General features: G+C 57.1%; 28 protein-coding genes and 2 pseudogenes. 17 read left to right on the top strand and 13 right to left on the bottom strand.

The window, feature by feature from the left end; genetic code table 11:
- The first annotated feature begins 480 nt into the window (after positions 1–480).
- Entirely contained in the window at positions 481–1,845 is a 1,365-nt protein-coding gene (locus CK228_RS24735; protein WP_095789558.1) for a DNA-binding protein, read from the top strand.
- A gap of 492 nt (positions 1,846–2,337) precedes the next feature.
- Here CK228_RS24735 and CK228_RS24725 read toward each other — a convergent pair whose 3' ends face one another.
- Together CK228_RS24725 and CK228_RS24720 are read right to left on the bottom strand one after the other, a co-directional pair.
- Positions 2,338–2,646: a hypothetical protein gene (locus CK228_RS24725; protein ID WP_095774488.1), complete on the bottom strand. Its 309-nt coding sequence runs from the start codon at positions 2,644–2,646 to the stop codon at positions 2,338–2,340.
- Between the two features lie 408 nt (positions 2,647–3,054).
- Positions 3,055–3,564, bottom strand: coding sequence for a pyridoxamine 5'-phosphate oxidase family protein (locus CK228_RS24720; RefSeq protein WP_095789557.1), 510 nt, complete (start codon positions 3,562–3,564; stop codon positions 3,055–3,057).
- Positions 3,565–3,725: 161 nt separating this feature from the next.
- Between CK228_RS24720 and CK228_RS24715 the strand changes: the two genes are divergently transcribed.
- Both CK228_RS24715 and CK228_RS24710 read left to right on the top strand, forming a co-directional pair.
- Positions 3,726–3,926, top strand: coding sequence for a hypothetical protein (locus CK228_RS24715; RefSeq protein WP_095774675.1), 201 nt, complete (start codon positions 3,726–3,728; stop codon positions 3,924–3,926).
- A 253-nt stretch (positions 3,927–4,179) separates the two neighbouring features.
- Positions 4,180–4,404: a hypothetical protein gene (locus tag CK228_RS24710; RefSeq protein ID WP_095789556.1), complete on the top strand. Its 225-nt coding sequence runs from the start codon at positions 4,180–4,182 to the stop codon at positions 4,402–4,404.
- A gap of 200 nt (positions 4,405–4,604) precedes the next feature.
- Here CK228_RS24710 and CK228_RS24705 read toward each other — a convergent pair whose 3' ends face one another.
- A complete protein-coding gene (locus CK228_RS24705; protein ID WP_142887730.1) occupies positions 4,605–5,381 on the bottom strand; it encodes a hypothetical protein in 777 nt (258 codons plus the stop codon).
- 453 nt (positions 5,382–5,834) lie between these two features.
- Between CK228_RS24705 and CK228_RS24700 the strand changes: the two genes are divergently transcribed.
- The gene (locus CK228_RS24700; protein WP_179296036.1) at positions 5,835–7,142 is read left to right on the top strand and encodes a cytochrome P450; all 1,308 of its coding nucleotides are present in this window, start codon (positions 5,835–5,837) and stop codon (positions 7,140–7,142) included.
- Positions 7,139–8,131, top strand: a complete 993-nt coding sequence (locus CK228_RS24695) for a glycosyltransferase family A protein (protein ID WP_095789553.1) — start codon at positions 7,139–7,141, stop codon at positions 8,129–8,131. The genes CK228_RS24700 and CK228_RS24695 overlap by 4 nt, the downstream gene beginning before the upstream one ends.
- 107 nt (positions 8,132–8,238) lie before the next feature.
- On the opposite strand, the gene CK228_RS24690 is transcribed toward CK228_RS24695, so the two are convergent.
- Complete coding sequence (locus tag CK228_RS24690) at positions 8,239–8,541, bottom strand: hypothetical protein (RefSeq protein ID WP_095789552.1); 303 nt, start codon at positions 8,539–8,541, stop codon at positions 8,239–8,241.
- Between the two features lie 514 nt (positions 8,542–9,055).
- Complete coding sequence (locus tag CK228_RS24680) at positions 9,056–9,247, bottom strand: hypothetical protein (RefSeq protein WP_095789551.1); 192 nt, start codon at positions 9,245–9,247, stop codon at positions 9,056–9,058.
- Positions 9,248–9,421: 174 nt separating this feature from the next.
- Between CK228_RS24680 and CK228_RS36465 the strand changes: the two genes are divergently transcribed.
- From CK228_RS36465 to CK228_RS34905, 7 genes are all read left to right on the top strand, one after another.
- Positions 9,422–9,970, top strand: coding sequence for a helix-turn-helix transcriptional regulator (locus CK228_RS36465; RefSeq protein WP_348629238.1), 549 nt, complete (start codon positions 9,422–9,424; stop codon positions 9,968–9,970).
- Positions 9,971–11,059: 1,089 nt separating this feature from the next.
- Positions 11,060–11,941 carry an SRPBCC domain-containing protein gene (locus CK228_RS24665; RefSeq protein WP_179296035.1) on the top strand — a complete coding sequence of 294 codons (882 nt, stop codon included), beginning with the start codon at positions 11,060–11,062 and terminating at the stop codon, positions 11,939–11,941.
- A 224-nt stretch (positions 11,942–12,165) separates the two neighbouring features.
- Positions 12,166–12,339 carry an RNA-binding protein gene (locus CK228_RS35385; protein ID WP_179296034.1) on the top strand — a complete coding sequence of 58 codons (174 nt, stop codon included), beginning with the start codon at positions 12,166–12,168 and terminating at the stop codon, positions 12,337–12,339.
- A 323-nt stretch (positions 12,340–12,662) separates the two neighbouring features.
- Positions 12,663–12,863, top strand: a complete 201-nt coding sequence (locus tag CK228_RS24655; protein WP_095789547.1) for a hypothetical protein — start codon at positions 12,663–12,665, stop codon at positions 12,861–12,863.
- An 85-nt stretch (positions 12,864–12,948) separates the two neighbouring features.
- Positions 12,949–13,215 (top strand): hypothetical protein, encoded by a 267-nt coding sequence (locus CK228_RS24650; RefSeq protein WP_095789546.1) that lies wholly within the window; start codon positions 12,949–12,951, stop codon positions 13,213–13,215.
- Positions 13,216–13,221: 6 nt separating this feature from the next.
- The gene (locus CK228_RS24645; protein ID WP_095789545.1) at positions 13,222–13,440 is read left to right on the top strand and encodes a hypothetical protein; all 219 of its coding nucleotides are present in this window, start codon (positions 13,222–13,224) and stop codon (positions 13,438–13,440) included.
- Between the two features lie 844 nt (positions 13,441–14,284).
- Positions 14,285–14,470 carry a hypothetical protein gene (locus CK228_RS34905; RefSeq protein ID WP_142878453.1) on the top strand — a complete coding sequence of 62 codons (186 nt, stop codon included), beginning with the start codon at positions 14,285–14,287 and terminating at the stop codon, positions 14,468–14,470.
- Positions 14,471–14,527: 57 nt separating this feature from the next.
- Here CK228_RS34905 and CK228_RS35900 read toward each other — a convergent pair.
- Positions 14,528–14,743 (bottom strand): annotated as a pseudogene (locus CK228_RS35900) (hypothetical protein); the annotation flags it as partial.
- A gap of 21 nt (positions 14,744–14,764) precedes the next feature.
- The gene (locus tag CK228_RS24635; RefSeq protein ID WP_095789544.1) at positions 14,765–15,646 is read right to left on the bottom strand and encodes an ATP-dependent DNA ligase; all 882 of its coding nucleotides are present in this window, start codon (positions 15,644–15,646) and stop codon (positions 14,765–14,767) included.
- Positions 15,647–15,731: 85 nt separating this feature from the next.
- On the opposite strand from CK228_RS24635, the gene CK228_RS24630 reads away from it, so the two are divergent.
- The 3 genes from CK228_RS24630 (at position 15,732) to CK228_RS24620 (ending at position 17,847) form a co-directional block, all read left to right on the top strand.
- Complete coding sequence (locus CK228_RS24630; protein WP_095774526.1) at positions 15,732–15,953, top strand: hypothetical protein; 222 nt, start codon at positions 15,732–15,734, stop codon at positions 15,951–15,953.
- A 288-nt stretch (positions 15,954–16,241) separates the two neighbouring features.
- Entirely contained in the window at positions 16,242–16,832 is a 591-nt protein-coding gene (locus CK228_RS24625) for a DUF1003 domain-containing protein (protein ID WP_210202258.1), read from the top strand.
- Between the two features lie 658 nt (positions 16,833–17,490).
- Positions 17,491–17,847, top strand: a complete 357-nt coding sequence (locus tag CK228_RS24620) for a lactoylglutathione lyase (RefSeq protein WP_095789656.1) — start codon at positions 17,491–17,493, stop codon at positions 17,845–17,847.
- A 233-nt stretch (positions 17,848–18,080) separates the two neighbouring features.
- Here CK228_RS24620 and CK228_RS24615 read toward each other — a convergent pair whose 3' ends face one another.
- The 3 genes from CK228_RS24615 to CK228_RS24595 form a co-directional block, all read right to left on the bottom strand.
- Positions 18,081–18,383, bottom strand: coding sequence for a hypothetical protein (locus CK228_RS24615; RefSeq protein WP_245437838.1), 303 nt, complete (start codon positions 18,381–18,383; stop codon positions 18,081–18,083).
- Positions 18,384–18,478: 95 nt separating this feature from the next.
- On the bottom strand, positions 18,479–18,688 hold the full coding sequence (locus CK228_RS24610) for a hypothetical protein (RefSeq protein ID WP_095789655.1): 210 nt from the start codon (positions 18,686–18,688) through the stop codon (positions 18,479–18,481).
- 1,485 nt (positions 18,689–20,173) lie between these two features.
- Positions 20,174–20,395, bottom strand: a complete 222-nt coding sequence (locus CK228_RS24595; RefSeq protein ID WP_095789654.1) for a DUF768 domain-containing protein — start codon at positions 20,393–20,395, stop codon at positions 20,174–20,176.
- Between the two features lie 977 nt (positions 20,396–21,372).
- Between CK228_RS24595 and CK228_RS34900 the strand changes: the two genes are divergently transcribed.
- Positions 21,373–21,645 carry a hypothetical protein gene (locus CK228_RS34900; protein WP_142878010.1) on the top strand — a complete coding sequence of 91 codons (273 nt, stop codon included), beginning with the start codon at positions 21,373–21,375 and terminating at the stop codon, positions 21,643–21,645.
- Between the two features lie 726 nt (positions 21,646–22,371).
- On the opposite strand, the gene CK228_RS24580 is transcribed toward CK228_RS34900, so the two are convergent.
- The 3 genes and pseudogenes from CK228_RS24580 to CK228_RS35890 all read right to left on the bottom strand — a co-directional run bounded on the left by CK228_RS24580 (position 22,372) and on the right by CK228_RS35890 (position 23,710).
- The gene (locus CK228_RS24580; protein ID WP_095789540.1) at positions 22,372–22,698 is read right to left on the bottom strand and encodes a hypothetical protein; all 327 of its coding nucleotides are present in this window, start codon (positions 22,696–22,698) and stop codon (positions 22,372–22,374) included.
- 110 nt (positions 22,699–22,808) lie between these two features.
- A pseudogene (locus tag CK228_RS35895) lies at positions 22,809–22,967 on the bottom strand (alpha/beta hydrolase); the annotation flags it as partial.
- A gap of 248 nt (positions 22,968–23,215) precedes the next feature.
- On the bottom strand, positions 23,216–23,710 hold the full coding sequence (locus tag CK228_RS35890) for a hypothetical protein (RefSeq protein WP_245438105.1): 495 nt from the start codon (positions 23,708–23,710) through the stop codon (positions 23,216–23,218).
- Positions 23,711–24,024: 314 nt separating this feature from the next.
- Between CK228_RS35890 and CK228_RS24565 the strand changes: the two genes are divergently transcribed.
- Positions 24,025–24,471 carry a hypothetical protein gene (locus CK228_RS24565; RefSeq protein ID WP_245318228.1) on the top strand — a complete coding sequence of 149 codons (447 nt, stop codon included), beginning with the start codon at positions 24,025–24,027 and terminating at the stop codon, positions 24,469–24,471.
- The last annotated feature ends 126 nt before the right edge of the window (positions 24,472–24,597 follow it).

The following is a 24,597-nucleotide window of genomic DNA, read 5'->3' as shown; positions in this document are numbered from 1 at the left end:
CGGTCTGGGCAAACTCTAATGCATCTCAACGAGTCGTCGCTATAGTACGTCAAGGTACTCGGACGCATTCGTCGTTTTCCGTTCAGGACAACAGGTTAATCCCGAAAAACCTGAGCTGTGTCAGCGGCCATGCGAAACCCAAAACGAACGCGAGAGCCGATATGTCAGGTTTGCCGCCCAGGCTATTACCGCCGGCTCAATCTGCAAGCACGCTCCGCCTTTGCGTGTTTTTCGTGTGACTGACTAATCAGCTAATTTCCATTTCTATTCGGTTCGGCGAGCCGCTTGGGAGAGGCAATCACCTCGTGTATCGCCTTAACGCGTCAGCGATCCTTCGCTCTCGCACACAGCACCAATCTTGTGGCGGTTCCCGTCTACGATCAATCATTCTGTCAAAGAGTACCTGTATTTGATTGTACGCTAATATACGTTTTCAGCTAGGCAGGCACTGGGGCTATCGAATCAGACGAAGGAAATTGGATGGCCACTCTCCATTATGCATCAGGCGGATCGGCCTCGGAGGTCGCAACCGCCGGGTTCAATCTTGTCGACGTTTCATCCGTGGACGAACTCAACGCCTTGCCGGCTGGCACGAAAGGTCTGGTCTGGCTCGATGAAGCCAATGGCGCAACCTCGTCTTTCATTGACAAAGTCACGCCCTTCATCGGCAATCCGAAGGTGTTCGGCTTCTTCCTCGTCGACGAGCCCGATCCCACGGGCAAATGGGGAACCTATGCCACAGCCGACAATCTGAAGGCGGAATCCGACTGGATCCACACCCACCTGCCCGGCGCCAAGACCTTCATCACCATGATGAACATGGGGTCTTCGGCTGATCCCGATTTTTCAAACACCTTCAATCCCGCCAACACCCATATCGACTATTACGGCGTGGATCCCTACCCGGTGCGCACCGGCACAAGCACGGTCGACTACAACATGATCGACAGGACCGTGGCCGCGGCGGTCGCCTCGGGCGTTCCGCTCAGCCAGATCGTTCCGGTTTATCAGACGTTCGGCGGCGGCAACTACACCACCGATACGGGCGGGCAATATGTCCTTCCCAGCGTCGCCCAGGAGCAGACCATGCTGGACCACTGGGCCAAGGTGGCGCCATCGCCCGCCTTCGACTATGCCTATGCGTGGGGCTCGCAACAGGGTGACACCGCGCTTGGCGACTCGCCGGCGCTGCAGGCCTTGTTTCAGCAACATAATCTCAGCAGCGCCGCAAGCGCCCCCGCAACCCCTCCCCCGAGCATCTCTGGGACCTCCAGTACCTCTAGTACTCCTAGTACTCCTAGTACCTCTAGTACTCCTAGTACTCCTAGTACTCCTAGTACTCCTACCAATACCTCCGGTACCCACGGCAGCCCTGGCACCGCTAGTACACCGAGCACTCCAGTTGTCGCCAATTCCAGCGATGGTAGACATCATGATTCTGACGGTGCCGATTTGATCCACGGAACCGACGGCGTCCATCATGTCGCCAATGCCAGCCACTGGGCGACAGAGTCGGCCGGTGTCGGCAGGGGCAGAGGTCTCGCCTCACTGGCCGATGCCGGCAGCGATGCCTTCGCATTCGATACAGGCGCTCTTGCGGCCCGGAGTGCCGACCGCCCTGTGGACTTCAGCGTCTCCCAACAAAAGTTTCATCTCGACCACGCTTTGGGGCTTCACACGGGCGCTCCGCCAAATGGCGCTCTCTTCGCCGGCATGGGCACGCATGATGGTAGCGACCATATCATCTACAACAGTTCGACCGGCGCGCTCTCTTTCGACAACCACGGCACCGGAGGTGCGCATCACATAGAGTTCACCCATTTTCCTGGTGCCTTTATGACTTGAAAGGGCCTTTAGAACGGCCAACGTTAACCGAAGCCTCGCAAATCACTCTTTGACCAAGTCTATGACCCTTGAAGAGCGTTCGAGAAGAGATATTGGCCGCCTCGGCATGGAAAGTTCGCTGGCGAACGTGTGGGGGCGATCTGGACGCACGCGCAGGTTGCCCCTGAAGCATCATCTTGCCGCCACTACCGCCTGGCCCCCGATGAATATCGCGAGAAGTGGGGGCTGAAGCCAGAGTGGCCCGAACTATTCGGCCCAAAGATCGGCATTGCCGAAGTCGAACGGGCTCGGGCGCAAAGCGGTCGCCCAACGTTCCAACAAGCGCGGGCGGAGAAATCCGCCTCGGGAGATCTGTCGGCTGCCGCATCGCAAGAGCGAAAATGCAAGAGAAGCAGAATTTTCGTGTGCAATATGTGCACACGAACTCCGATAACTATTTGATCTTGTTTACCAATACTCCCCATCCATCAAACAAGCGCACCGTCGAAGGTTCTATAGGCGCGTTATGTTGGTCGCCCTCACGACAATATCGTTCTGGCGGAATTCCTCGGCGAGCTTCCCCTTCACTGTTTGCCAATATGTGGCTTCCAGAGTCTCGGCCATGACCTCGAACAATACGACCTCATCTTGGTGACTGCTGCCGCGGCCTTCGCGCCACAAGCCATTGGCCGGCGAACGCATGTAAGCGGTCGCACCGCCAAATTTCTCGGCGAGTCGTTCTTGGACTTCACGGTAGAGCGTCGTTGGGAAAGGTGTCCCGGAATTGTCGCTCAAAGGGAGCAGTATTTCCACCAGTACCATATTCAAATCCTTTGCGCGTCAGCCTGATAATGACATTCCAAAGGGGAAGTTCCGTTGACGCAGCCTCCGCCGTCGGTCCTGTTCGACGCTTGGCCCGGTGCTCTGCCGCCGCCGCGGCCTCCTTGGCCGCTTCAAGGCCCCGGGGGAGATGGCTTCGTTCGAGCTCGCGACCTGGTCTTGCCACGCGCTGGTGATCTCACGAGTGAACACCTCCAATCAATGACAGCGCACTTCATCGCCGCTACAAGGTTGGAGTGTGCCCGGCTGGCGGCGCCTCCTGAATGGACCACCAAATCGCCGAACGGGAGAACGCCAAAGTCAAGGCGCTGGAGGGCCTCCGATATGCTTGTGCTTTTGTCGCCGGGTTGGTGCTCTGGTGCCGGCAATGGCCGAGGATAGGCTGAACAATCAGAGATCGACTTTGACGTTGTCGCCAACGTCTGGCTTCGAGCCCGTGACAGCGGCGAATACCATTTTCGTCGTAGCAACGACCAAGCCGGGGCTATCCCACAACTCGCCTTCGTCAGGTTTGACAGTTATCAGTCGGATTTCGGGATCGTCAGCGTTGTCCCACCAAGCCGCGTCGGTTTTCTCCCAGAGATCGGTAATTTTCTTTCTGTCATTGGTCACCACCGCGGAGCCGGAGATGGTGACGTATTTGTAGTGGCTGCTGTCACTCCAGGCCAATGTCACTTTTGGGTAGGTCGCAAGCTGCTTGTTCTTCTCGCTGTCGTCGTTGACGAGGAAATGGATCGCGTTTTCTTCTCGGGAGGCGCGTGCGGAGAGCGGACGCGCACGATTGTATTGGCCGTCCCACGTGACAAACATACAAACGTCGATTTCCTCGGCGAGTTTCCAGATTCGGTCCGTCGCCTCGGCGGGTGTCAGCTTTGTCTCTTGCTCTCGACGCTTGGGCATAGGATGTCCTCCAGGGTGAATGTGCTCGCTTACAACTTGCGTAGCGCGGCGACGTTCCACCTCGGAAACTCGTCAGGGGCGGCTCGCGATCGCCTGCCGGGGGACCAGCCGTGAGTCTTCGCTTCGAACTGGTTAGGAAAAGGATCGCGCCGGGAGGCATGATGCAGAGGTTCACCGTTGAGTTGATATGCGACGGCAAAGCGGTGAAACGTGCCGTAATACTGGCTGAAAACGTTGTTGAGGCTGCCAAGGTATGGGGGCCAGTGACAATCCCGTTCGGCGATGAGCCTGACATGGGCGAATGGATCAGGGTAACTCATCCCGGTGGCAGCACGACAACTTGGTTTGAGCAGGATCGTTAAGACAGCGCGACAGACCGGTTCGGGACCACCGAGTTGCCTCGGTCGCAACATGGCTGCCATTTCGTCGATCGACAGAGCAAGGACCGCAATTTGTTTATCTCGCGACCTCTTTCCGGCGTCTGCGCGTCGCTAAGGGTTGGTCGAGCGAAAGCACACGGCGCAGGCGGCGTCCACGTGGCGTGCGTGAACGCGCGATAAGTCCAGGGAACAGAAGCTCAAATCCGAACGTTCTAATGCGATAAGGAGCATAGAAATGTTACGCCAAATCGCAACTGCGGCAGCGCTGGTCATTCAGTTTTCAGGTTCGGCATTTGGAGACACGGCTCAATATTGGCTGGCCAAGGATGCCGTTTCGAAGCAGTGCGAGGTGGTCCCGAAGAAGCCTGACGGAACCTTGGTCATAGCCCTAACCAAGGCCACGTATAAAACCGAGGCGGAAGCGAAGGAGGCCTTGAAGAAGCTTCCAGTTTGCAAGTAACGCCGCCATCCGCGTGATCCCGGCGTACCTCCAGCTCGATTGCAAATGAGGTCGCAGCAAACGGTTTTGAAGAGTTCATGGTCAGAAAATTGCCCCTCCTGGAGTAGCGAGCGATCTGAGAGCTTGGCATTCATCGAAATGCACATGGTTTCAATACGAATCACGGTCACAAACCGCCAAGGCGAACGCAGCCTGTCCAATTACATGTCAGCCCTGAGCTTTAACACGAAATCCCTTAGTTCGTAGCCGCCCGCCATATCCGTCACAGCGATGAATTCATGTCGGAGCCGCTGGAAGATCGTGGCCTGCGGACTGCCATCGAGTTCATCAGCACTTCGACCCAAAACCAGCAAACCGCCATCGGCGACGGTCTTTGTCACGGCCCTGAGCGCGCGTTCGATTTGAAGACGAGGAAAGTTCCTCGCACCAAGGGCGTTCATCACGCGCACGACATCATACCGCCCTGGCGAGGGTGAAAAGAAATCATCCCTGGTTGCCATGAAGCGGCCGTCAGTTTTAGTCTTTGCGATGACCTCGGGATGGAAAAGTGACACGGACGTCGCCCTCGCAAGGCTCGGCGACAACAACCAGGCCAAAAACTCATTTGCTGGCTTGTTGGTCAGTGCGATCGCACCAAGCGCGACCTGAAGGAGGACGTGGTCGCTGTCATAGAAGACCCAAAAAATTCCTCTGGGGGCCGCGCTGATCTCATTGTAATAGTCGCTTGCCGTTAACCTAACAGGCCGCTCACGGCTTAACCTGTTGAACAGGTCCAGCGACGTAATACCGTCAGACGCCGCCATATCGTGAACGGTGATTTCCTTGTCCATCGGCAGGCGCCGAGCGGCCAATAAGATGGCAGCATCCAGGTCCAAAAAACGGTCGGGCCGTGTCGTTTTCGACGTGAACGGCCCGCCGGACATGGAGGCAAGTATGCGTTTGCGCTCTTTGGCGGTCGGCGTCGAAAGCAACTTCACAAAAGACGGTGCCAGTATTCGCATAGGAAAGCGCACAATGCCCGATTAAGTGCGATGGTGCGACAATGGTGGCGCGTCACAGCCATGGCGCACCCGCTGCGTTTTTTCGCTCATCGGTCTGAACTAACCCTGTCGCCGTTCGTTTAGCAATTGGAAAGAGAGCGGTCAGCTTGATCCTTAGCCGATATCGTAGGTTCATTTTCAAAACCCTCAAAACCGGAAGTTGCAAAAAGGGCGCAAAATCTGTGGGGAGAGATTTCAGGCCTGATCGCGCTTCTGCGCGCCAAAGGTCCATTGCGAGCCAGTCGGGATTGTAGCCATTGGTAGGAAGCGAGCAAGGCCGCGAGCTATGCTAAAATGAGTCAGAGCTAATGCGCTGCAAATGGAGTGGATGACACCAAAGGTCGGTCTCGATTGAGGGAACGCGCACCGATAATCCAGGGGATGACATTAATGGGCGCTGCGAAGAGACATCTAGTAGACCGCTTCAAAATCGCCAGCAAGCTAGGCCAAGCCCGACTGCAGGGAATGTTCACATCCAGCCGACTGGCTCCTGGAAGCATCATTTCAGAGAGCACCGGGTCGCCACGTGACCAGTTTCATCTTTTGGAACTGCACCGCCAATATGGCAACATCTTCACCACTTGGTCGGGTGGAAAGCTCACGACCTGCATTGTCGGGCATGAACTAGGCTTGAGGTTTCTGACGGAGAACAAGGCCAAGCTGCGCGCCGCAACTATCGATATGACCCCGATCTTTCCTGAGGGCTTCTTAAGAGCAATGGAAGGAGAGACACACGTTGATTATCGGCGCATGTTTTTAGCTGCTTTTCGAGCCGTTTCCCTTGAAGGTCGCAGCGCAGAGCTTCGGGCTATCCTTCACGGCCGCCTGACCCAACTGACCACCGGCGAAGGCCGAGTGCAGTCGGCTGCAGCAGCCCAAATTCTTAAGCAGGCGTCGACGGCGGTGATGTTGCAGATCGTCCTGGGCGCCAAAGACGGATCCAGCATCGCTCGTGAACTAACAGACGCGTTCAATGATTACGCCCCAAATGGCATGCATATTGTCATTACGCCCACCGAGCACGCGAAGTACGCGCGTATCAGAGAGTTGGTGCTTACATTGGCGAATGACCTGAAGGAGGCGGAAGGGCCGCCTTCGAGCCTGCTGGAATGCATGGTACGATCCCAGATGCTCGATGACACGGTCGTCGGCAACTTAATACACATGACCGAATTTGCTCGTTATGATTTTCACGGATTGTGGCGTTGGATACTTCTCGAACTGGCTGGCGAGGAAAATTACCTGAATTCGATAGCGGTCGAACCCGACGCTGCGCGACGCGAGATGATGGCGAAATCAGCCGTTTCCGAAACTCTTCGTATGCAGCAAAGCGAGTTTATCCTTCGAACTGCCACGACGTCGATCGTTTTTGAAGGCTTCCTTGTTCCCAGGCGCAGTCGGGTCAGAATCTGCATATGGGAAGCGCACAGGGACGCGACCCGGTTCGTCGACCCGGATGTCTTCAAGCCTGACCGTTTCGTCGACCGAAAATTCTCAAGTGCGTCCTATGCCCCGCTTGGACTGGATCACCACCGATGTCCGGGCGCCAATTGGACGCTTCAGTTGGGCGGCATGCTTGTCGAGGAACTCGCAGAAAACTTCACCGTCAAGCTGTTGAATTATGGAACTGTCGCCAGAGGTCATTTTCATTATGAGCCGGGTCCCGACTCGCAGATATCGTTGATGGCAAGGCGATGATCCGCGAACCGCGTGCTAAGGCCATGACCCGCGTTTATATCGGCATCGCCTCAAGAGATCGACCGAGGATGGTTTCGGAATTACTCGACTCGATTGGTCGCCTCGAGATCGAGGCGGACCTTGAGTTAGCAATAATCCTTGTCGAGAATGGCAATGGCGAAGTCTTGCGGCAAGCAGTGGAGCGATTTGCGTCAACCTGTGCCCACATCGAGATTCACCACCTCGTCGAACCCCGCCTGGGCATTGTTTATGCGCGCAACGCCGCTCTCGACTTTGCTACCGATTCGGATTTCGAGGGCCTTGCGTTCGTTGATGATGACGAGCTCGTCACGCCCCGCTGGATTCTCGAACTCTTGGCGGAACAACATCGCGGCCAATACGACATTGTCGGAGGACCGATCAGGGCATTTCCCGACCCGCTCCCATTGACCTTCTGGAATCGGGTCGTTTGGAAGGGTCTGTCGTCGCGCGTTCAGCAGGTGGAGCAAACATGCGCCGCTAGGAAAGCCAGCGGCCAAGAGGCACAGATTGTCCTGTCAACGAACAACTGGCTTGCCAGCCTGCCTTTTGTTCGAAAGGAAAACCTCCGATTCGATGAGCGCTATAATTTAACCGGAGGAGAAGATACGCGTTTTCTACGTGACGCATGGAGAGTTGGCGCCAAAACGGGGTGGGCGCCCGAGGCAGTCGTTTGTGAGCAGATTGTTCGCGCGAGGTTGTCGCCATGGTATCAGATAAAACGAGCGCGCGACCACGCCCTTGTTTCCTTATCCGACAAATCCGATCGTCGACGCGGGTCGAAATGGATCCGTGCGCCTCTGTCCGCGCTTTTCAAACTACTTTCGGGGTTGGTTCTATTGTTGCTCGCGCCCTTTACCGGGGGAGCGACATTCTTCAATGCGCTAAGAGCCTTAGGCGAAGCAGCTGGGCGGGTTCAGGGTCTCTTGGGCATCAAGAGCAAGCATTATAGGTTGACAATGGGCAAATGACAGGGCCGTCGGCGGCGTGGTGCTATTATCGCGGTGGACAAATGCGGGCCGGAAAGTCCCTCTTGAAGCGTGGATTTGTGGCATCTCTATTTTGCGGCTTGCGGTTGCTAGGCACGATGCGCGATCAACCATACAAGCAGGATGAGAGCCGCACCGAAGGCAACCAGCGTATAGCCCGCAAGGAGTAAAAGGACGGGGAAATAGTCACTGCGGCAGGCTGTCAGGATCTTGCGTACTAGAGGGTTCTTGTTCGCTTCAGTCGCCTCAGCCGGTCCTGACTTGGTGGCCGCCTTGGAGTTCTCAGCCGCCTTCAAAATCCCGTTTGATATATGGGGCGCCACCAACGGATCATCGGATAGATGGTCCGGTGAGACCGGTTTGGCGAAGATTTCAACGCCCTGTGTGCCCATCGGCTAGTAAGCGTCTTTCCTGAATTAAGTTCCCTCGAGAGCTTCGACTTCAGGGCCGCGCGAGTAAGAATGGGCCTTCGGTCCGATCAGCCTGCGACTGAAGTCCGTCGTCAGGAACCATCCCGCCGGCGGTGAGTTCGGAAACACATGGGTTGGGAGAACTTCGGAATGCCGTTGTGCGATGAATTGAGCGACGTGACGATGGAGTTCCACTGTCCGGCCTGCTCATCCCCTATGGCAAGGCCTGGTTCCTGGCTCCGCACAATCGGAAGCTTCAGATGCGACAGCTGCAAAGCCATGGTGCGCATAGGTTATGAAAAGAAGCTGTCGATCTTTGCGCGCTACCTGAAAAACCGGCACCAGCATGGCGCCGGGGTGGCGCCATCACACCCGCAGGATAGATCAATTCCGCGGTTTACTCTGCATGGAACATAAAATCTGGCGGCCCAACGGTGGATGACTTGAGGCAACAAGGCTGCGTTGATGCCTGGTTTCCACACAGACGTAGAGCGCCCTAAAGCCGCATGACCTCATCTAGCCCTAGCCGGATACGCTGACCTTCCGCAAAGGACAGCGCATATTCTTCCACGTCAAATGATCGGGTAAGTTCTTGGTCGTTTTCGGTGACGCGAACGAGCCATTCGCCAGAGACTTCCGCCACTTCGACACGGGCCGACACATTGCGGAGCGGGACCACGTTATCCATCGCAAGCCTCCCGAAAGCAAGGGTAACGTCGCTTTTTATAAGGCTATCGAAATCGTTCGATCAAGTGGGATTTTGCGGGCCTATGGCTGGCTCGTCGTCCGGCGATTCGGTGACCTGGCTAACCGCCACCTCCCAAGGGTTGTGAACCGTAAGTTGCTGAATGAAGCATTGGGCATGGTTGCCCCATTCGGCAGGCGAGACATCGTTTCGTGGACAGACTTCTTGAAGGCATCGCGCACAGCGTCGAGATCCAGAAGGGAAATGAGTTGCTGTTCCTCATCCTGCATCAACGGATATGCCCCGAACAGCAAGTTCCGAGATAAGGAATTGCAATCGCCCGCGCCTCGCGCTGCCCTAAAGAAGCGCTCTCTGGATGGCCACTTCACGCCAAGTCGCGGGAACATTTTAGCCCTATTGAATGTTCAGGTCCTTATGAACAGAAATCTTCTGTCAGCAGATCAATCGAAAGCAGCACGAGCCCTACTGAACTGGTCGCGAGTGCGACTGGCGGCCAAGGCCAATCTCAGCGAAATGACGATCAGGGACTTTGAGAACGGCTTTAGGAAACCGCGTCCCCACAACATCACCGCCATGCGCCAAGCGCTTGAGGATGCCGGCATTGTCTTTTCCATCGAAGGCACTCCATCGCTAGCCGGCTCCGCAGATGTTGGCTGCCGCGCACCGATAAGAGAATCTGGCGCCGCAGGTCAGCGAAAAGTATAATCGACGCCCACCATTCGAATGATGCCGGCTAACTATAGGTCTGTGCATTTTTGACCCACCTGGCGGCATCCATGCCGTCGGTAAGGAGGCCGGCAGTTCAATCTCCCTCGATTGGACTGCCAGGTCTCCTGCGTTATCGGTCCGAGTTGGGCCACCGCTGTCGGGCAGGCCCGGCATGAGTTGCAACCAAAGTTCCTAGGGGGGATCCGGCCTTAGTCGACTTCGATATTTTTCCGGGACCGCTTTTTCGCCGGCGGCCGCCTTTTAACCGGAGCCGGCCTCTCCGTCGGTTTTTGCCCTAAAAGAGGTAGCGCCCCGCAAGCGCTCCGTCTTTGCATTTCGTGATTTCGTCCCCGCCTCGATTAATAACTTAGCCTCTCGATCAGCGCGCTCGATGCGCTCTTTGTCGATCCGTCGTTCGGTCAAGAGAGCCTCCCTTGGCTAACTGACCTATGAAATTATCGCTCGCTAAAATTGTTCCTTCGTTGGTCTCCGGCGGCCCATTTCGTGACCGCCGCGACGATTTCGAGCGCTCCCGCAGGCTTGACTAGGAACGTACCCGATCGGAAAGCGCCGTCGATCTCTGTCGGTGCTAAGCCGAATGTAAAGCGAAGTAACGTCATCTGCGTGAAGTTTCTTTGCGACATCAATGCACTGGCGATCGCTAAGGAGAATGTCTAGAACTGCGACATCCGGCCGGCAACTATCTAGGAAATCGACGGCTTCGGCGCATGACCTTGCTGCCGCGGCGAGAGATCGGGCTTCCGCCAGCGAGACCTCCAGGTCCCAACCTGACCGAACTCCGTCTTCAAGCACAAGCACAAGGGACGGCCGCATTTGCGTAGGCTTAGCTGGCCTCGCGAATGTGTCAGTACCACCCATTTTCGGGTAGTGTTTCCGTTTGAATCTAGTGCGGCGCGTGTCGTACCCAATACGAATTTCTGTACGCTTGGCGGAAAGCATGGAGATTTGTCATGAGATCGACGGTCAGCAAACCTGAGTACACCACGGATTGGATGGATGCCTCACGAAAATTAGTCGCTGTGAACCACTCAATCGAAGAAGCAGGTTGTAGAGGAGATGTATGCGATGGTCGCCTCTGATGTACGAGCTAGAGTTTCCGTACATCTGGATGCGACGCCTGAGGCAGTCTTTGATGCGTGGGTCGTCCCCAACATGATGGAGCGATGGTTCTTCAAGTCGCCTAGCAACGATATTACCGCGCTGACGAGTCCTGTACCTGGAGGGTCCTACTCGATAACTGAGTATTCGTCAGGAAAAGTGATCGCACACAACGGAAATTACTCCGTGGTCGAACGACCGCGGCGGCTGGCCTTCAGCCTAATGGTGCCCAAGCACTTCGCGGGCGAAGCTCAAATCGACGTGACGATCGTTCCAGATGGTCGGAAAACACGATTGGACTTCGTTGAGCGAGGCGCGGGTCCCGACGATGCACAAGCAATTTGGGAAAAGATGCTTTCCAATTTGGCCAGGGTCCTACGGCATGACCCAGACGGCAGGCAGGAAGACGGTGCTGACATCTCAAATCTCGCGACTCTGGATGTCCTCGTTGGAGGTTGGAACACGACCATCAAGATGTTGGGAAGCGATGACGACGGCACCTTATCGCACGCCGAAGATGTGTATCGTTGGATGCCCGGCAACCGGTTCCTCCTCCACGATGTTCACGCCGTACTTAAGGACGGCGAAATGACCGGACTGGAAATTATTTCGCCATCAGGACGCCCTGGGGAGTTCGCAACCCGCAGCTATGACAGCAATGGGCACATCCTCGATGCGCGTATGACCCTCAACGAAGGTAACTGGGAATCAGTGAGCGAAACGCAACGGTTCAGGGGGCGTATCGCTCAAGACGGTCAGTCCGCGAACGGACAGTGGCAACGTCTACGATCTGGACGGTGGGAGCCTTGGATGCAAGTTGAATTGCACAAGAAGGATCAGGCCGACTAGTTCGGCGGAGTTTTGCGTTTCGGCAGGATGAGCATGCGCGGTAATAACTCCTGGCCCCAACGCCGGCAAGAGGGGTAAGCGTGGTCCCTGGAAATCGGATTGTCCGAACGAAACCCGTCGCAACAAAACCGGTTGTATGAGATAATGCTAATAAGGCTCGCTTTAGGGCGCCGGCCATGTCGTTAGCGCGTTGCAGTGGTGTCTATTGCCCCGCTGATCTGGACATGCTCCAGCGCGTGTTTGACCGGCTGTGCGAAGAACGTCGCCTGGCCAAAAAAGACTGCGAGCAACGAGAATACCTGGCTGCGGAAACCTTCCAAGTTTTTGATGACGCGACACAGGAAGAGGCGGGCTTGTGGCGGGCGCTTTCAAAGCGCCGCGCCACCAAGGGCGCATAATTCAATATTCAAACTGTGAGGGTGCTGCATAACGTTAAGCCATCCCGGTGCCGTTTGCGACAGCGCCTCGGTTCTCACGCGCACGCCGCGCAAACCACTGGGGCGTTGGGGGACCACTTCGGATTTTACGCGATATCGCCGACGCTGCGTCATATGCGATAGCGAAAGGACAGTGACACTTGCGACGGTACCTAAAGGCCAGAAGCTCGCCGCCGATCTGCGCTGAGGGTTTCTTAAAAAGGGCCGCGCTTGCGGGGGCAATTGAGCCGCGAGGAACTTGCGCTGATCAATGACGTTTAGGGCTCGGCACCGGCGAGGAGCCCATGACGACAAAGTACCATATCGATGAAATGCAGGGTGACGAAGTTGTAGCTCGGCACATTGCCCACGGCGCGACAGCTTTGGAGGCTGTCAGCAAAGTTATGACCGGACCGTTCGTCGTCAGAACTGTGCAGGCTCATTGGTTCCGCGTGGTGGACCAGGGACGGCGAGATGTTTTCAAGTTCGCGGTCGGCAGAGATTAATTAGCTTCCGCTAATCCTTGACGCCGTTGGATGCCGCACCAGAATCCTTGCATTCAGCATCAAGGTCGGCGACGAGGTGGCAATAATGGCGACGGTGCTTAAGCGCGTCACCGAAGACCGCCTAAGCGTCTCGATCCCGAGCTACAATTTTCCCCATTCGATTGTCGATCCGGCCACTAAGGTGGTGAAGGGTCAGCAGATCGAGCTAACCGGCGACGTCACGCGGATCGACGGTGACACGGTCACGGTCACGCTTGGTACAATGGTCACTGTTGATCTGGACAAGGTGCGGCTGGTTCACAGCCACGTCCCGCCCAAGAGGAAAAAGGCGCTGATCGATGAAACTGGTTGACGCACTATGACCAAGCTTTCAGACCTTGGCCCGCTTATTCCCGGCAAGCGACACGGCAGGAAAACGGCACGAGAGGTAGATCACTTCTACTCCTGTCCCTACTGCGGGCAGTCGGTCGACCAGCGCAACCTGCGCCAGGTTCTATGGCATGCACAGGCATGGCACGAGCCGCTCGACCCCGAAGATGGCGCGACAATCATTATGTTCCCGGACGTCAGAAGATAACGCCAATTTCGACCGAAATTTACCAGAGCTACGGTTAGTTGATGCTGGTCCAAAGGCCCAGCCTCAGGGTCGCCGGAGCATTCCCAACGGCGGTTCTCGCGGCAGATTATTTTCGGCCAGATCGGCAAGCAGCCTGATGACAGTTTTGGCATCTTCCGACTTACAGGAATAGTATCGCATGGCGCTCGGCGTATTTTCATAGGTGCCGGCCCGACCCTACGTGTTCACTTCTTCTTCGGAGCGTCAGCCGGTTAGCGAACGTGATGCCGCCTGGGTCGCTGACTTAAACGTCGATGATGCCATCTTCGTCCCAAGTCCACACGTAGTGCACACCGTTTGGCGTAAGTGGCACCGTCGGTTCGGGTTCGGGGAAAAGGCCGACACAACCGGCCCGCTGCTTAAGCCAGCTGCCATTTTTGCCCTAGCGACCGTGACAGCCTAGGCATTGGGATGACTGTGCCGCGGAACGGGGTAGTGGGTGGGATTTCACGCGCACGATGTGTTCTTCTGAGCCGCTTGCGTGGATGTCCAACCTCCAAAGACTGCTGCGCCTGTTAGACCGAGTAGAAGGAGCAGTGATCGGCTACAACATCGTGATGAAATCATCTCCATGTTTGCATCTCCTATATTCGTCACGCGTGAATGTGTGCGAGATGGCTCATATTAGCAGACATGCATTTACTTGGCGCCGGGCATTTATCGATCGCGGAAACCGGCCAGCGCGCGTTCCTGTGTCCGCCCTCCTACACTGGCGAAGCGCTTCGCGCGTCATAGTGGCTCCTACATGGCTGCGAAATAGGCTGGACTGGTATATGTTCTAGCCGGACGTATGGTGAGCAAAAAAATGGCCTACACTGTCATTTGGTACGGAAGACAGGGCATTGTCGACAAGGAGACCTTCGACGCTGAGAAGATGGCGAAGGATCACGCGATCTCCATGTTCCCGGCCCGAAAGGGTGACGATGGTGTCGTTTCAGTCGAGGTTCGCAAGGAAAACGGCGCTGTCGTGTTCAGTCATGCGGAGAATTAGGACTGTGCGTGGGTGGCCACCTTCGCGCCGGGCCGCGTCCCCATCAAGTCGGAGCTCCACGGGTCCAGTCGTGTTCCACCTGATGAACTCGACTTCCTTGCCAGTCACTGCCCGGACGGTCTTCAACAGCACCTCATACAGGACACGCGTTGCTCGGTAGTGGTCGCAGTGCGGCGAGATAAACGGCTTGATAATGCTTAGGTGCAGCGCTTCCGCTGCCACCAGAAAGCATATCGCCGCAACCTCAGGATTATATTCCTCATCCGGGTCTATCGTGTAAGAGCTGATTGCAAGTTAGTTGAGCCGGCGAACGCTATCACTGATCCCAGAAATCTTCAGCGTGGCGTGGCGTAGCTTTTCCTCGCCCTTGAGGAACCGAACGCGTCCGACCAGCCCAGGCTTCAGCCACTCAGCCTTGGCCTTTTTCAGACCTATCGGTGTCGGGCCGCCAATCTTGCCTTGCACCCGATCCCAAAGCCGTTGCCGCTTATCTGCTTTGAATGCCACGAACGCGCCGCCGGCATATCGGCCGTTGTCGGCCATCAGCACCATCGCAGGCTTACCGGCCTCCCGTTGCACGCCGATGATGTCCATTTCCTTTTCGGTATAGCACTTGATCTTGCGCCAGTTCATCGTCGGACCACTGCGATAGCTGCTGCCCTTGCGCTTTGACACCATGCCTTCCAAGCCGGCTTGGTCGACAAGATGATAGACGGCATCGCCCGTTCCCGGCATTGCTTCGCTGAACTGGATGCGGCCACCGGTCGGGATCAGCGCCTGGAGGATGTCACGGCGGTCTTCCACCGGCATGTCGCGCAAATCGTGCCCGTTGAGGTGTAGAAGATCGAACGCCGCCAGATACAGGTCGCTGGATGGCTTGCGGCTGGTGACGGCTGATTGCAGTGCGTGGAAGTCGGACAGGCCCGCCTCATTGATGGTGATCGTCTCGCCGTCGATGATGAAGTCTTTCGCTTCGATCGCCTCTGCCTCGCCAGCAAGCTGGATATAGCGGCCCGTCCAGTCGTAGCCATTCTTCGTGATCAGCCGGATCCCATCATCATCCTTGATGACCTGGGTCCGGTGCCCGTCGTATTTGATCTCGTGGATCCAGTCCGCGCTTTGCGGCGGGGTATCGACCAGTTCAGGCTCCATCGGCTTGATGAATTTCAGACGCATACCCAGGACTCGCAAAACACGCGATTCTATCAGCTTTAGCTAAAATAGTTCAGGAACCTTTATCCCACCAGCGTGTTCGACGAGCATGAAAAACGATCCCGAGGCCCGCGACGCGTTACGGTTGATAAGAGCGACGATAGAGGAGCATTGTCCGCCTGGCGTCCTACCGAGCCAGGAAGCGGTGAACGGCCTCTATGGGCCGGAGTTGATCCATGAGGCGGAAGCGCTGGCGGCTGCCATCGTCGCAACTATTGATAAGATGCAGTTGCGCGTGATGATGAAACCGTCTGCCCCCAGCACCAAATAATGGGAAAGGAGTCCCGCCAGCGCGCGTTTGCGGCTGGCCGTCCGCCGACCACTCTTGCCACACATCCCTCGGCCGCGCAGGTCGCGGCCGGAGCGGGAAAGCAAGTACCGCAAATCACCTACTATTAGCGACGGCTAAAGTTCGGAAGGAACGAGAAGCCGCCGGCCTAAGCACGCTGTGCGCAAATTCGCTTGGACGCCTCATCTCCCGCCTGCCGACATCGGCCAATGGACCGAATTGTCGAACAGGGAGTTAGGCGCCTTAAAGAGGAGAGACACGATGGATCCCATGGCCACCTCGCAGAGCAACGGCTCCGTCCGGCCGACCACCCCGGCGCCGGAGGGCCTCGCCCCTGCCCTGGCCCGAAATATAGAAGCACTGGTCGAACGGCGAAAACGGGACGCCACGGCTGCATCCCTGGAGCAACGCGCGGCCGCAGCTATCAGCAGCTTTGCCGGCAGCATGATGTTCGTCTACATCCACTTTGTGTTCTTTGGGGCGTGGATTGCACTCAACCTCGGCGTCACAGCCCTTATCAAGCCGTTTGATCCATCGCTGGTCATCCTCGCAATGTTTGCCTCGGTCGAGGCAATCTTTCTCTCAACCTTCGTGCTGATCAACCAGAATCGCATGGCGGCAGAGGACGATGCCAGGTCAGATCTCGATCTGCAGATGAGCCTGCTGAATGAACATGAGACGACCAAACTCATCAAGCTGGTGGAAGAGATTGCCAAGCGCCTGAACGTAAACACCGAAGCAGACGGCGAACTGAAGGAGCTCAAGCGCGACGTGGCGCCCGAAGCTGTTCTCGATAAGATCGAAGAGGTAAGCGAGCGGACGGCGCCGATTGACTCCGCGCAGCCTATATCGACCAGCTAGGGCTCCATAGGCCTGGCACTTCCCATGCGGCGCACTTATAGATCAGGCTGATCGCGACATCGTACTGACGCGCGCCATCCTGGATGGTCGAGACAAGGCCTTCCAGATTGATCCGGTCGCCATGTAGGCCAAGACCGCAACGATGCTCGACGCGTTAACATCTCGACCAGAAATTGCTGAAATATATCGATTCCCACCCCGCCGGCTGCCAGCCCTTCCTCCCATCATCCGCGTACCTTTGTCGTTGCCCGACCTCCTTTTACTGGCATGCATCGCATTCTAGCCGAGCGGCTTCAGATCCCACTCCAATGGCGGGCTTGTCCGGTCCAAAACGGACGCGTAGCTTTTCGAGCACCGTGATTGCCGCTCGTTCTGGCAAAACGCAGGGACGCACATTTCGGCGTCTATCAGCGATCGTGGAACGTTCATCACTGAGCGGGCGTGGGGATCGAGCGTAGTGGACATCGCCAAGATATTTGGCCACTCGATTTCAGAGATCACAATCGAAGTTCACGGGCAGCGAATTCGTCTCGACGGCATCGACGCTCCTCTTGTCCTCAACCCTAGGGAACACTGCTACTCCCGATTGACACGAATTTTGGAACGGAACTGCGCTCTTTCTCATTTAGAGGAGCAGATTTGAAATGGAGGCATGCGCATGCAAATCCAAGCAATTTACGCGGCGCTCGCGACAACCAGCATGAATGGTGCGGAGAAGTTTTATAGCCAGCTTTTTGAGCGGAGGCCTGATGATCGTCCCATGGATGGACTGATTCAATGGCGTAATGTTGCGGGCGCGAACATTCAAATCTTCCATGACAAGGAGAATGCTGGGTCAGGCAGACTGACCATTGTCGTCCCAGAGATGGAAAGAACCCGCAAATCGCTCGAAGAAATCGGCGTGACGCTCACAGGTGAATCGAAAGGTGACTACGGGAGGATCGCGCAAATCGCAGATCCTGATGGAAATCAGATCACCCTGGCAGAGCCGCCCTCAAGGCCCTTCCATACATAAACCTTGGCTAAGTCTACCTGACGGCGTCGGCAGGACACCGTTGTGGGCGCCCAGAGGCGCGGTCGATCCGAGTCCCGATCTTAGGCAGGCGATGGAGGGGCACCGCCAGCCGCCGGGACCAACTTTTAGGCCTAATGTTCCGTGCGCGCTGATTTTCGAGGCAAGTGCGCCCCGACGCCCTCGAGGGTTTAGGCGACCTCTACAGCAGCTGCGCGCCGGTCCTTGAACTGCCCTCAGGCGCCGCCGCCATCTTGCCGGCCCTGACGGCCCGCCCCGGGTTGATCAGCTGATCGGACTGTGAGGCGGTCGCTATCCACGAAAACGTTCCGTGTACCAGGTGCCCTGCCGCCGATTTTCATCGGCTTGTGGATCATCAGCTTCTTGGGAAGGTGCTCGGGATGCACCTCGAGCAGCGTGATCTTGATATCGGGCTTGCAGCGGTTGCAGTAGAACTTCAGCTTCAGAGGATCGACGCCCCCGCCACAGACCATCATCAGATCGGCCGAACGGCAGTAGCGGACGTTGCCACACTGCATTCCACTTTCACAAAGCTCACAACTACCGCGTAATGGACAACCGGCGCGGCCCGGCTAGTCATCCTGTGTCAACCTGAAGGCTGGCCGGGCCAATCCTAGCGACGGAGCGGCCATCGCGAAAGCGAGACGAGTTCAGCCTCGTCTTTGATGCCGGCCATATAATTTGCGATAATTCGCGATGCGATCGTATCGAGGGTGTCCGGTGACCCTTGCTCAAGTTTCAGCTTATCGAAAACCCTGCCGAGGAGCGCCACTTCGGTTGCGTCGAATATACCGGCATCAGTCGCCTTTCGCCGGATTGGCATGATTTTCCTCCCGAAAGTCCTGGAGGGAAGCATGCCGCAAATTCTCCTCGCCGCGCAAGTGTTTCACGCGGCAGATGATGCCAGGCTTACCCATTGCGTAGCTGGCCGCTTTTGGGGCAGGCCACGGCATTGGTGGGTATTAGCGTCCAGCCTGCCGCCCAATTGGCTTAACCGCTGTGGTTCGTGCTAAGGGTGCCAGATGGGCAAAAAACCGGCATTCATCGTGTATCCCCCGCCTGCGAAGGGTTTCCCGTTCCTAGCCGTCATGCTCAAGCCAGACGGTGCAGCTACTGCCTACCCTTTCAATACCGAAGAAGAGGCCTCACTCTTTAACAAAGAAGCGGCTACGTCGCTCGGGTACGGCATCAAACATTAGGCGGGACACAGTCTGGAGCTTGATGCGGCTCTAGGTCCCTAGGAATGGTTAGGCAGTTCGTCGACTGTTGCTCGTCCCTAGCGAACCGTTCTAAGATCGGCATGGGGTGGACCGGATTGGCGCCAACGTTCATAGCTAAGCAGCTCTCTTGGCCGTCGGGGATCGGCGGCTGGCTAGTTCGGGCAGGAATGAATCGCGGCAACGCCCGGCTGAACAGCTACGCTCTCGATCAACTCCAGTTGGTGCCGGAAGATCGAGTCCTGGAAGTCGGATTCGGGGGCGGCGCAGCACTGCCTCGACGTCTCCGTGGCACATCATTGGTCTGCGGTGTTGATCGCTCTCAGGACGTCGTAAAAACCCCCTGTCGTCAGTTTGCCGAGGCTGTGAGCGCCGGACGAGCCGAGTTCCACTTCGGGACAGTAGAAGACCTGCCCTTGCGGGACTCGACATTTGAGGCCCTAAGCGTCCACACGGTATACTTCTGGCAAAGCCTTGAAGCTGGATCAGCGGAGCTTGCGCGCGTTTTGGTACAGGCGGGCGCATCGTGTTGGGCTTCCTCCCGAAGGTGCATATGGACCGGATGAACATGCCGGCGGATATCTTCACTCCGCGCGCCCCAAATGACGTGATCGCTGCTCTGCGAGATGCAGGGTTCAAGGAGACCGAGATTCGAATACCGAACTCGGAAACGGCAAGGGTCGTTGCGACAGCCATGCGAAGTTGCTTGAGCGGCGGTTCGCTGGCAGCCGCCGGAGTATCGCGCGCGTCCTGGCGATCGGCTGTGGCCAGCGCCATGCACTGCAGAGCCGCCGGTCGGCCGCCCGCCTTGCCTCCCGCATAGAGGTTCCGTCGACATCTAGTTTTGGGTCTGGCGCGTAGATTAGCCCGACCTTTTCCGAGCCGCATCGCTCGCAGTGTAATTTCGGGCTCAAGTCATCCGCCATAGCGGGAGCGTCCGTACCAAGCCTTGTCTTGAGCAGTTGCAGGTCCAGCATTTTGCTATGGTTGCAACTGGAGACGTGGCAGAACATTGTCAGCTTCATCTTTCCGTCGATGAGAGTTAGAACCGTCCAGCCTTTTCCCATTTTATCGGCATAGAGCAAGGCCAGTCAGTTCGCCACGCCGGCATCGTGGTGCACTACGGCATCAAGGATCGCCTCGTACACGCTACCTGTGTCTTCCTCGATCTCGGTACTGCTGAGTCCGACTGCCTTGGCGTCGGCGAACAGCTGCTGGGTAAGCTCAGCCACCGAGATGATATCGGCACCAATCGTTTCGGGCACGTTCGCCGAAATCCATTTGTACAAAAAATCTACACCGCGCTGGCTCATCCGCACCCTCCGTACGTTCACATATTGGCCCGCGCCCATTTGCAGCGGACGCGGGCCGACCAACTAAGGTCATGCCAACGTTGGCCAGCGGCACGCACCGGGCCGCCGCGACTTCAATTAGCAAACGATGAAAGGGTTCCAGAAAAAGGAGACCCGCCACCCGGATAAAATGACCGGTGGCAGCAAACTGAGCGCAGTCATTCATTTGCACGGCGGAAGCTTCAGTGAGCGCTGATATAAAGCGCGATCCGGTGCCCTGTATCGAGTCCGTGCCCCCGCCGGTCAGGCCCGGCCGTGGGCGCCACACCTTCGCGCCGGGCCGCGCCGTATCAGGGGAGCCACATGTGTAGGTGACGCGCTGCTGATCCTTGTTGGCAACAGCCATCTACGTCGTTCTCGAGGCAGTACAGCAGCTTTGGCCTTAGTCGACTTCGATAATCTTCGGCGACGGCTTTTTGGCGGGCGGCCGGCGCCTTTTAACCGGAGCTGACTTCTCCGTAGGCTGTGCCGAAAGACGAAGCTCCCGCAACCGTGCCGTCTTTGCCTTTCGCGCCTTCGTCTCTGCTTCGACTAATGGCTTAGCCTCACGATCAGCGCGCTCAAAGCGCTCTTCGTCCATCAGTCGTCGGGTCAAGATAGCCTCCCTCGGCTAACTGACCTATGAAATAATCGCTCGCTAAAATTGTTCCTTCGTCGGTCACCTAGAACAGAACGTCGCGGCTATTCCGTAAGCGATGGGCTTCTGCGATTGGAGCCGCTACACCCACGAGGGATGGACCACTTAGTTGTATATCCCCAAACGAAAATCGTTCTACAACTGCACACGAATTCTCTTAGAATCAAAACCGGTTGTGTGAGATAATAGGTGGCCATCCGGCCAAGGCGGCCCGGATTGGCTCTCCGGTCTAGCAAGCCATACGGCAAGTCGATTATGCTGGTTAACAAGGCAACTGCCGCCATAATCGGAGACTGCCCTGATGCATGACCGGAACGAAACTGCGAAGCGCGCTCGCGAAATCCTGAAGGCGTGCGGGATCGATATATGCACAGCCTTCGAGGCGCTGGCCGAGCGGCAGATCGATGCGCTGCTCGCACATCTGGATCAGCATCGGTTCAACAAGTACGGCCCTATGAGCAAACTTCGCCAACCGCCGGGCGGCGTCAATTCGCGAGTGCGATCGTTTCACGGCCTGCTTCAGCACCGCGCTGCACTCCGGCAGCCTCAGGCCTCTGCATCGCGGCAGAGTTGAAGGCCGCGGCATAGGGCTCACCATAGCCATCATAGGCGTCGGCCTGCAGGTGCCTGGTCAGGAAGGTCACGGTCGCGCTGGGCACAATGGTTACTGTTGATCTGGACAAGGTGCGTCTGGTTCAGAGCCACGTCTCGCCTAGGGGGAAAAAGGCGCTTGTCGATGAACCGGGTCGGCGCTTTATGACCAAGCGTTCAGACTTGGGGCCGCCTATACTCGGCAAGCGTGCTTCCCAGACAACAGCAGCGGTGCCGGCGACGATAGCGGCAAGCCCCATACCGGATCCCGATCCTGCAAGGCCAGACGAGACGAGAACAGGTCCACGAGGCTGATGCAGCCCCAGCCCAAGCACAAGGCCATGACGCCAAGTTTGCCGTTCCTCGCCCACGAGGACGGATAACGCGAAAAGCAGAACCGGGATCAGCGAGAGGTCGCAAGCCCGACGGGCCGGAAGGCACGGTCCTGCATTCCCAAGAAACAGGAGGCCCTAGGTGCCGGCATTCGTCGATGCGCCGAAACGATGTGCGGCCGGATCGGCTTCGGCCAAGGCAGATCGCAGGTCCCGGAGGACGACGACAAGGATCGAATCGGGTTAGGACATAGCACAGCCCAGCCAGCATGATCGGCGGCATATCCGCATCTAGCCCGAACTTGATCGCTGCCTAAGTGAGGCTCCAGATCAACGACATGATGCTGAACAGACGAGATTGCGCATGCCGCTGCTGATCAGCGTAAGTTCTGCTCATCGATCAGGATGTGGTGGACTTCGATGCGCTCGGGCAATTCGATCAGCAGTTCGGCATCACGATCAAGATGATGTACTTTGTCCGGCTTACCTTTAGTGAAAGCGGCCATCGCCTCCATGTTCGGCCAATAGGAGATGGTAGTGAACCAAGTCTCGTCGTCCTGATCCTCGCGGAAAAGTTGCACGCCGAGCGCCACTTTTTGAAGTGGCGGAATGCCTTCTGTCCGTATGTAGGGTTCGTAGATGCCTGCGACGTCACGACGGGTGCGGCCGCGCCAGATGCGCGCAATGGTCGGCTTCGTGGCCATGAAGGTCTCCCTATATCGAAGTGTTGTTCATGTCCGCAATCGGTTCAGCGTGCGCGAAAGGAAATCGCGAACGAGCGGCAGGGCTTCGTCGAAATGCGTTTCGAGCCTCAGTCGAAGGCGATAGTGTGCCAGCGATCTGCCAGCGCCGGCATTAGCCGCCGAAACTGGAAGGACGAGCAACAATATCCGTCCACAGGAGCATCCTCTGGGCCCGCCTCGCAGATGAAGAGATTTCGATCGCCCACCCGGGCATGGCGATGTCGCGTCACGTCATTCTGCAGCTACCTAAACACGCTTGGGCAGTTCGGGTTCCGAAGATACTTATCGATCAGGCCACATCAGCATCAAATGAGCGACGGTCGTGTGGACCCCGCTCGCTTCAACGCGTTGCGCCAGGACCACGAGCATGCCCAACCGGCCGCCATTTTCGCATCCAGAGGAAGCCCACGAAGATTAGAAAAACGCCGGCTGAGATGACGCCTTGGTCGTCTCACGGAAGCTGTTGGCCAGCCTTGAGTCAGCGCTTATGAAGCTTTAGCTCGATCGTGGGTTTAGGTTCGGCATCTGTTTTGCCCGCCAGTTCCTCATCGATTCGGAGTTCATATCGGAGTTCACCGGCGTAGCCTGACGTCAGCGCGCGCTTGACGTCAAACGTCCAGCCACGTGTCCCGCCAGAAATCCGGCTCGGGACGTTCCCTGCTGTCCTTTGTGTGGCGTAGGTGTCCTTGGTCGTTCTTGGAACTGCCTTATTAGCCCCAGCGGCGGCTGTAGAACCGCCCTCCGGATCGGTTTTGCATCGCTTCGAGAATGACCTTGGAAGAGGCTGCCTACCTCTTCGAAGATATCCCGTCGAGATAACCCCCTGTTTTTCCGCCGCGAGCAACAACTGATCAGCAAGATCCATGATGGCTGCCGGGTCTTCGATGAAGGTCTCCGGGAGGTGTTCCGCGATCCAGTCGTTGAGAAAATCGATCCCACGTCTGCTATCTTGCGGCAAGTTCGGTTGTAGCAAAGGTTCCGGTCGCGGCTCCCTGCCTGCCCAACGGCCCAACAAAACCAGATCAGCGCACGCGCTATTGAACTGGCCTGCGTCAGGCTTGGCGCTAGGTCCAAACTAAGCGAAGACAAGATCCCCTTACTCGCATCCGACAGGCGCCGGAAGCTGCCGGTGTTGTGGTGATCTTTCCGCGCAACCAATGGGTGGTGGTTCGACCGATTCGTCGCCGGAACAATCAGGCGCTAGCGCACGGCTTGATCTTCGACGCGGCCGTGCGTCGCTCATTTGAGGTATTGATTAAAATTCCGTAATTTAGGCGTAGATGCTGTGTGGATATCCCCGCCGAACCCATTGCCAATCGAACTGGTGCGGGCACCTTGGCCGGCATGGTCGCGGAACATGTTGAAATGGTGCTATTCGAGCAGTCGCTCGGCGACGGCGACGGCATGCATCGGCCATTCGGCGATCGCGTCGCTGATGCCGCGGCGAAAACATCGGGAACTGTCTTGTTCGACGTTCGTATCTATGGTGACAATCACGTCCAACGGATGGCCGCTATCGGGTATGACGACGCTGGCACCGCAATAGTTTTGATGGAGAAGACCGGAGATCTGAGGTGCGCGTCGGTAAACGGCGAGACCGCTGTGTTGGTAGCGGAGCTGGCTGCCTGGGAATCATCTCCTCTCAGCGAGCATGCGCGTGTTGATTTCCGAGGGGCGGCAGCGATGCTATTGGCAAAGCTTCGCAGTTCCGGTCACTTCGGCCGATCCAGTTGATCATCTACACAGCGCTGCGTTCGTGGGGGGACGTTTGGTGTGGGCCCCCGTCTAGACGGACCAAGTGAGGGATGCTTTGGGCGTCGTGCAGCAGACGTTCGAGCCTGACAGTCGCAATCCTCCAGT

This window comes from Mesorhizobium sp. WSM4312, from assembly GCF_002294875.1.
Lineage (GTDB): Bacteria > Pseudomonadota > Alphaproteobacteria > Rhizobiales > Rhizobiaceae > Mesorhizobium.
The sequence above is the reverse complement of the archived record's forward strand: the minus strand, read 5'-3'. Positions and strand labels throughout refer to the sequence as shown.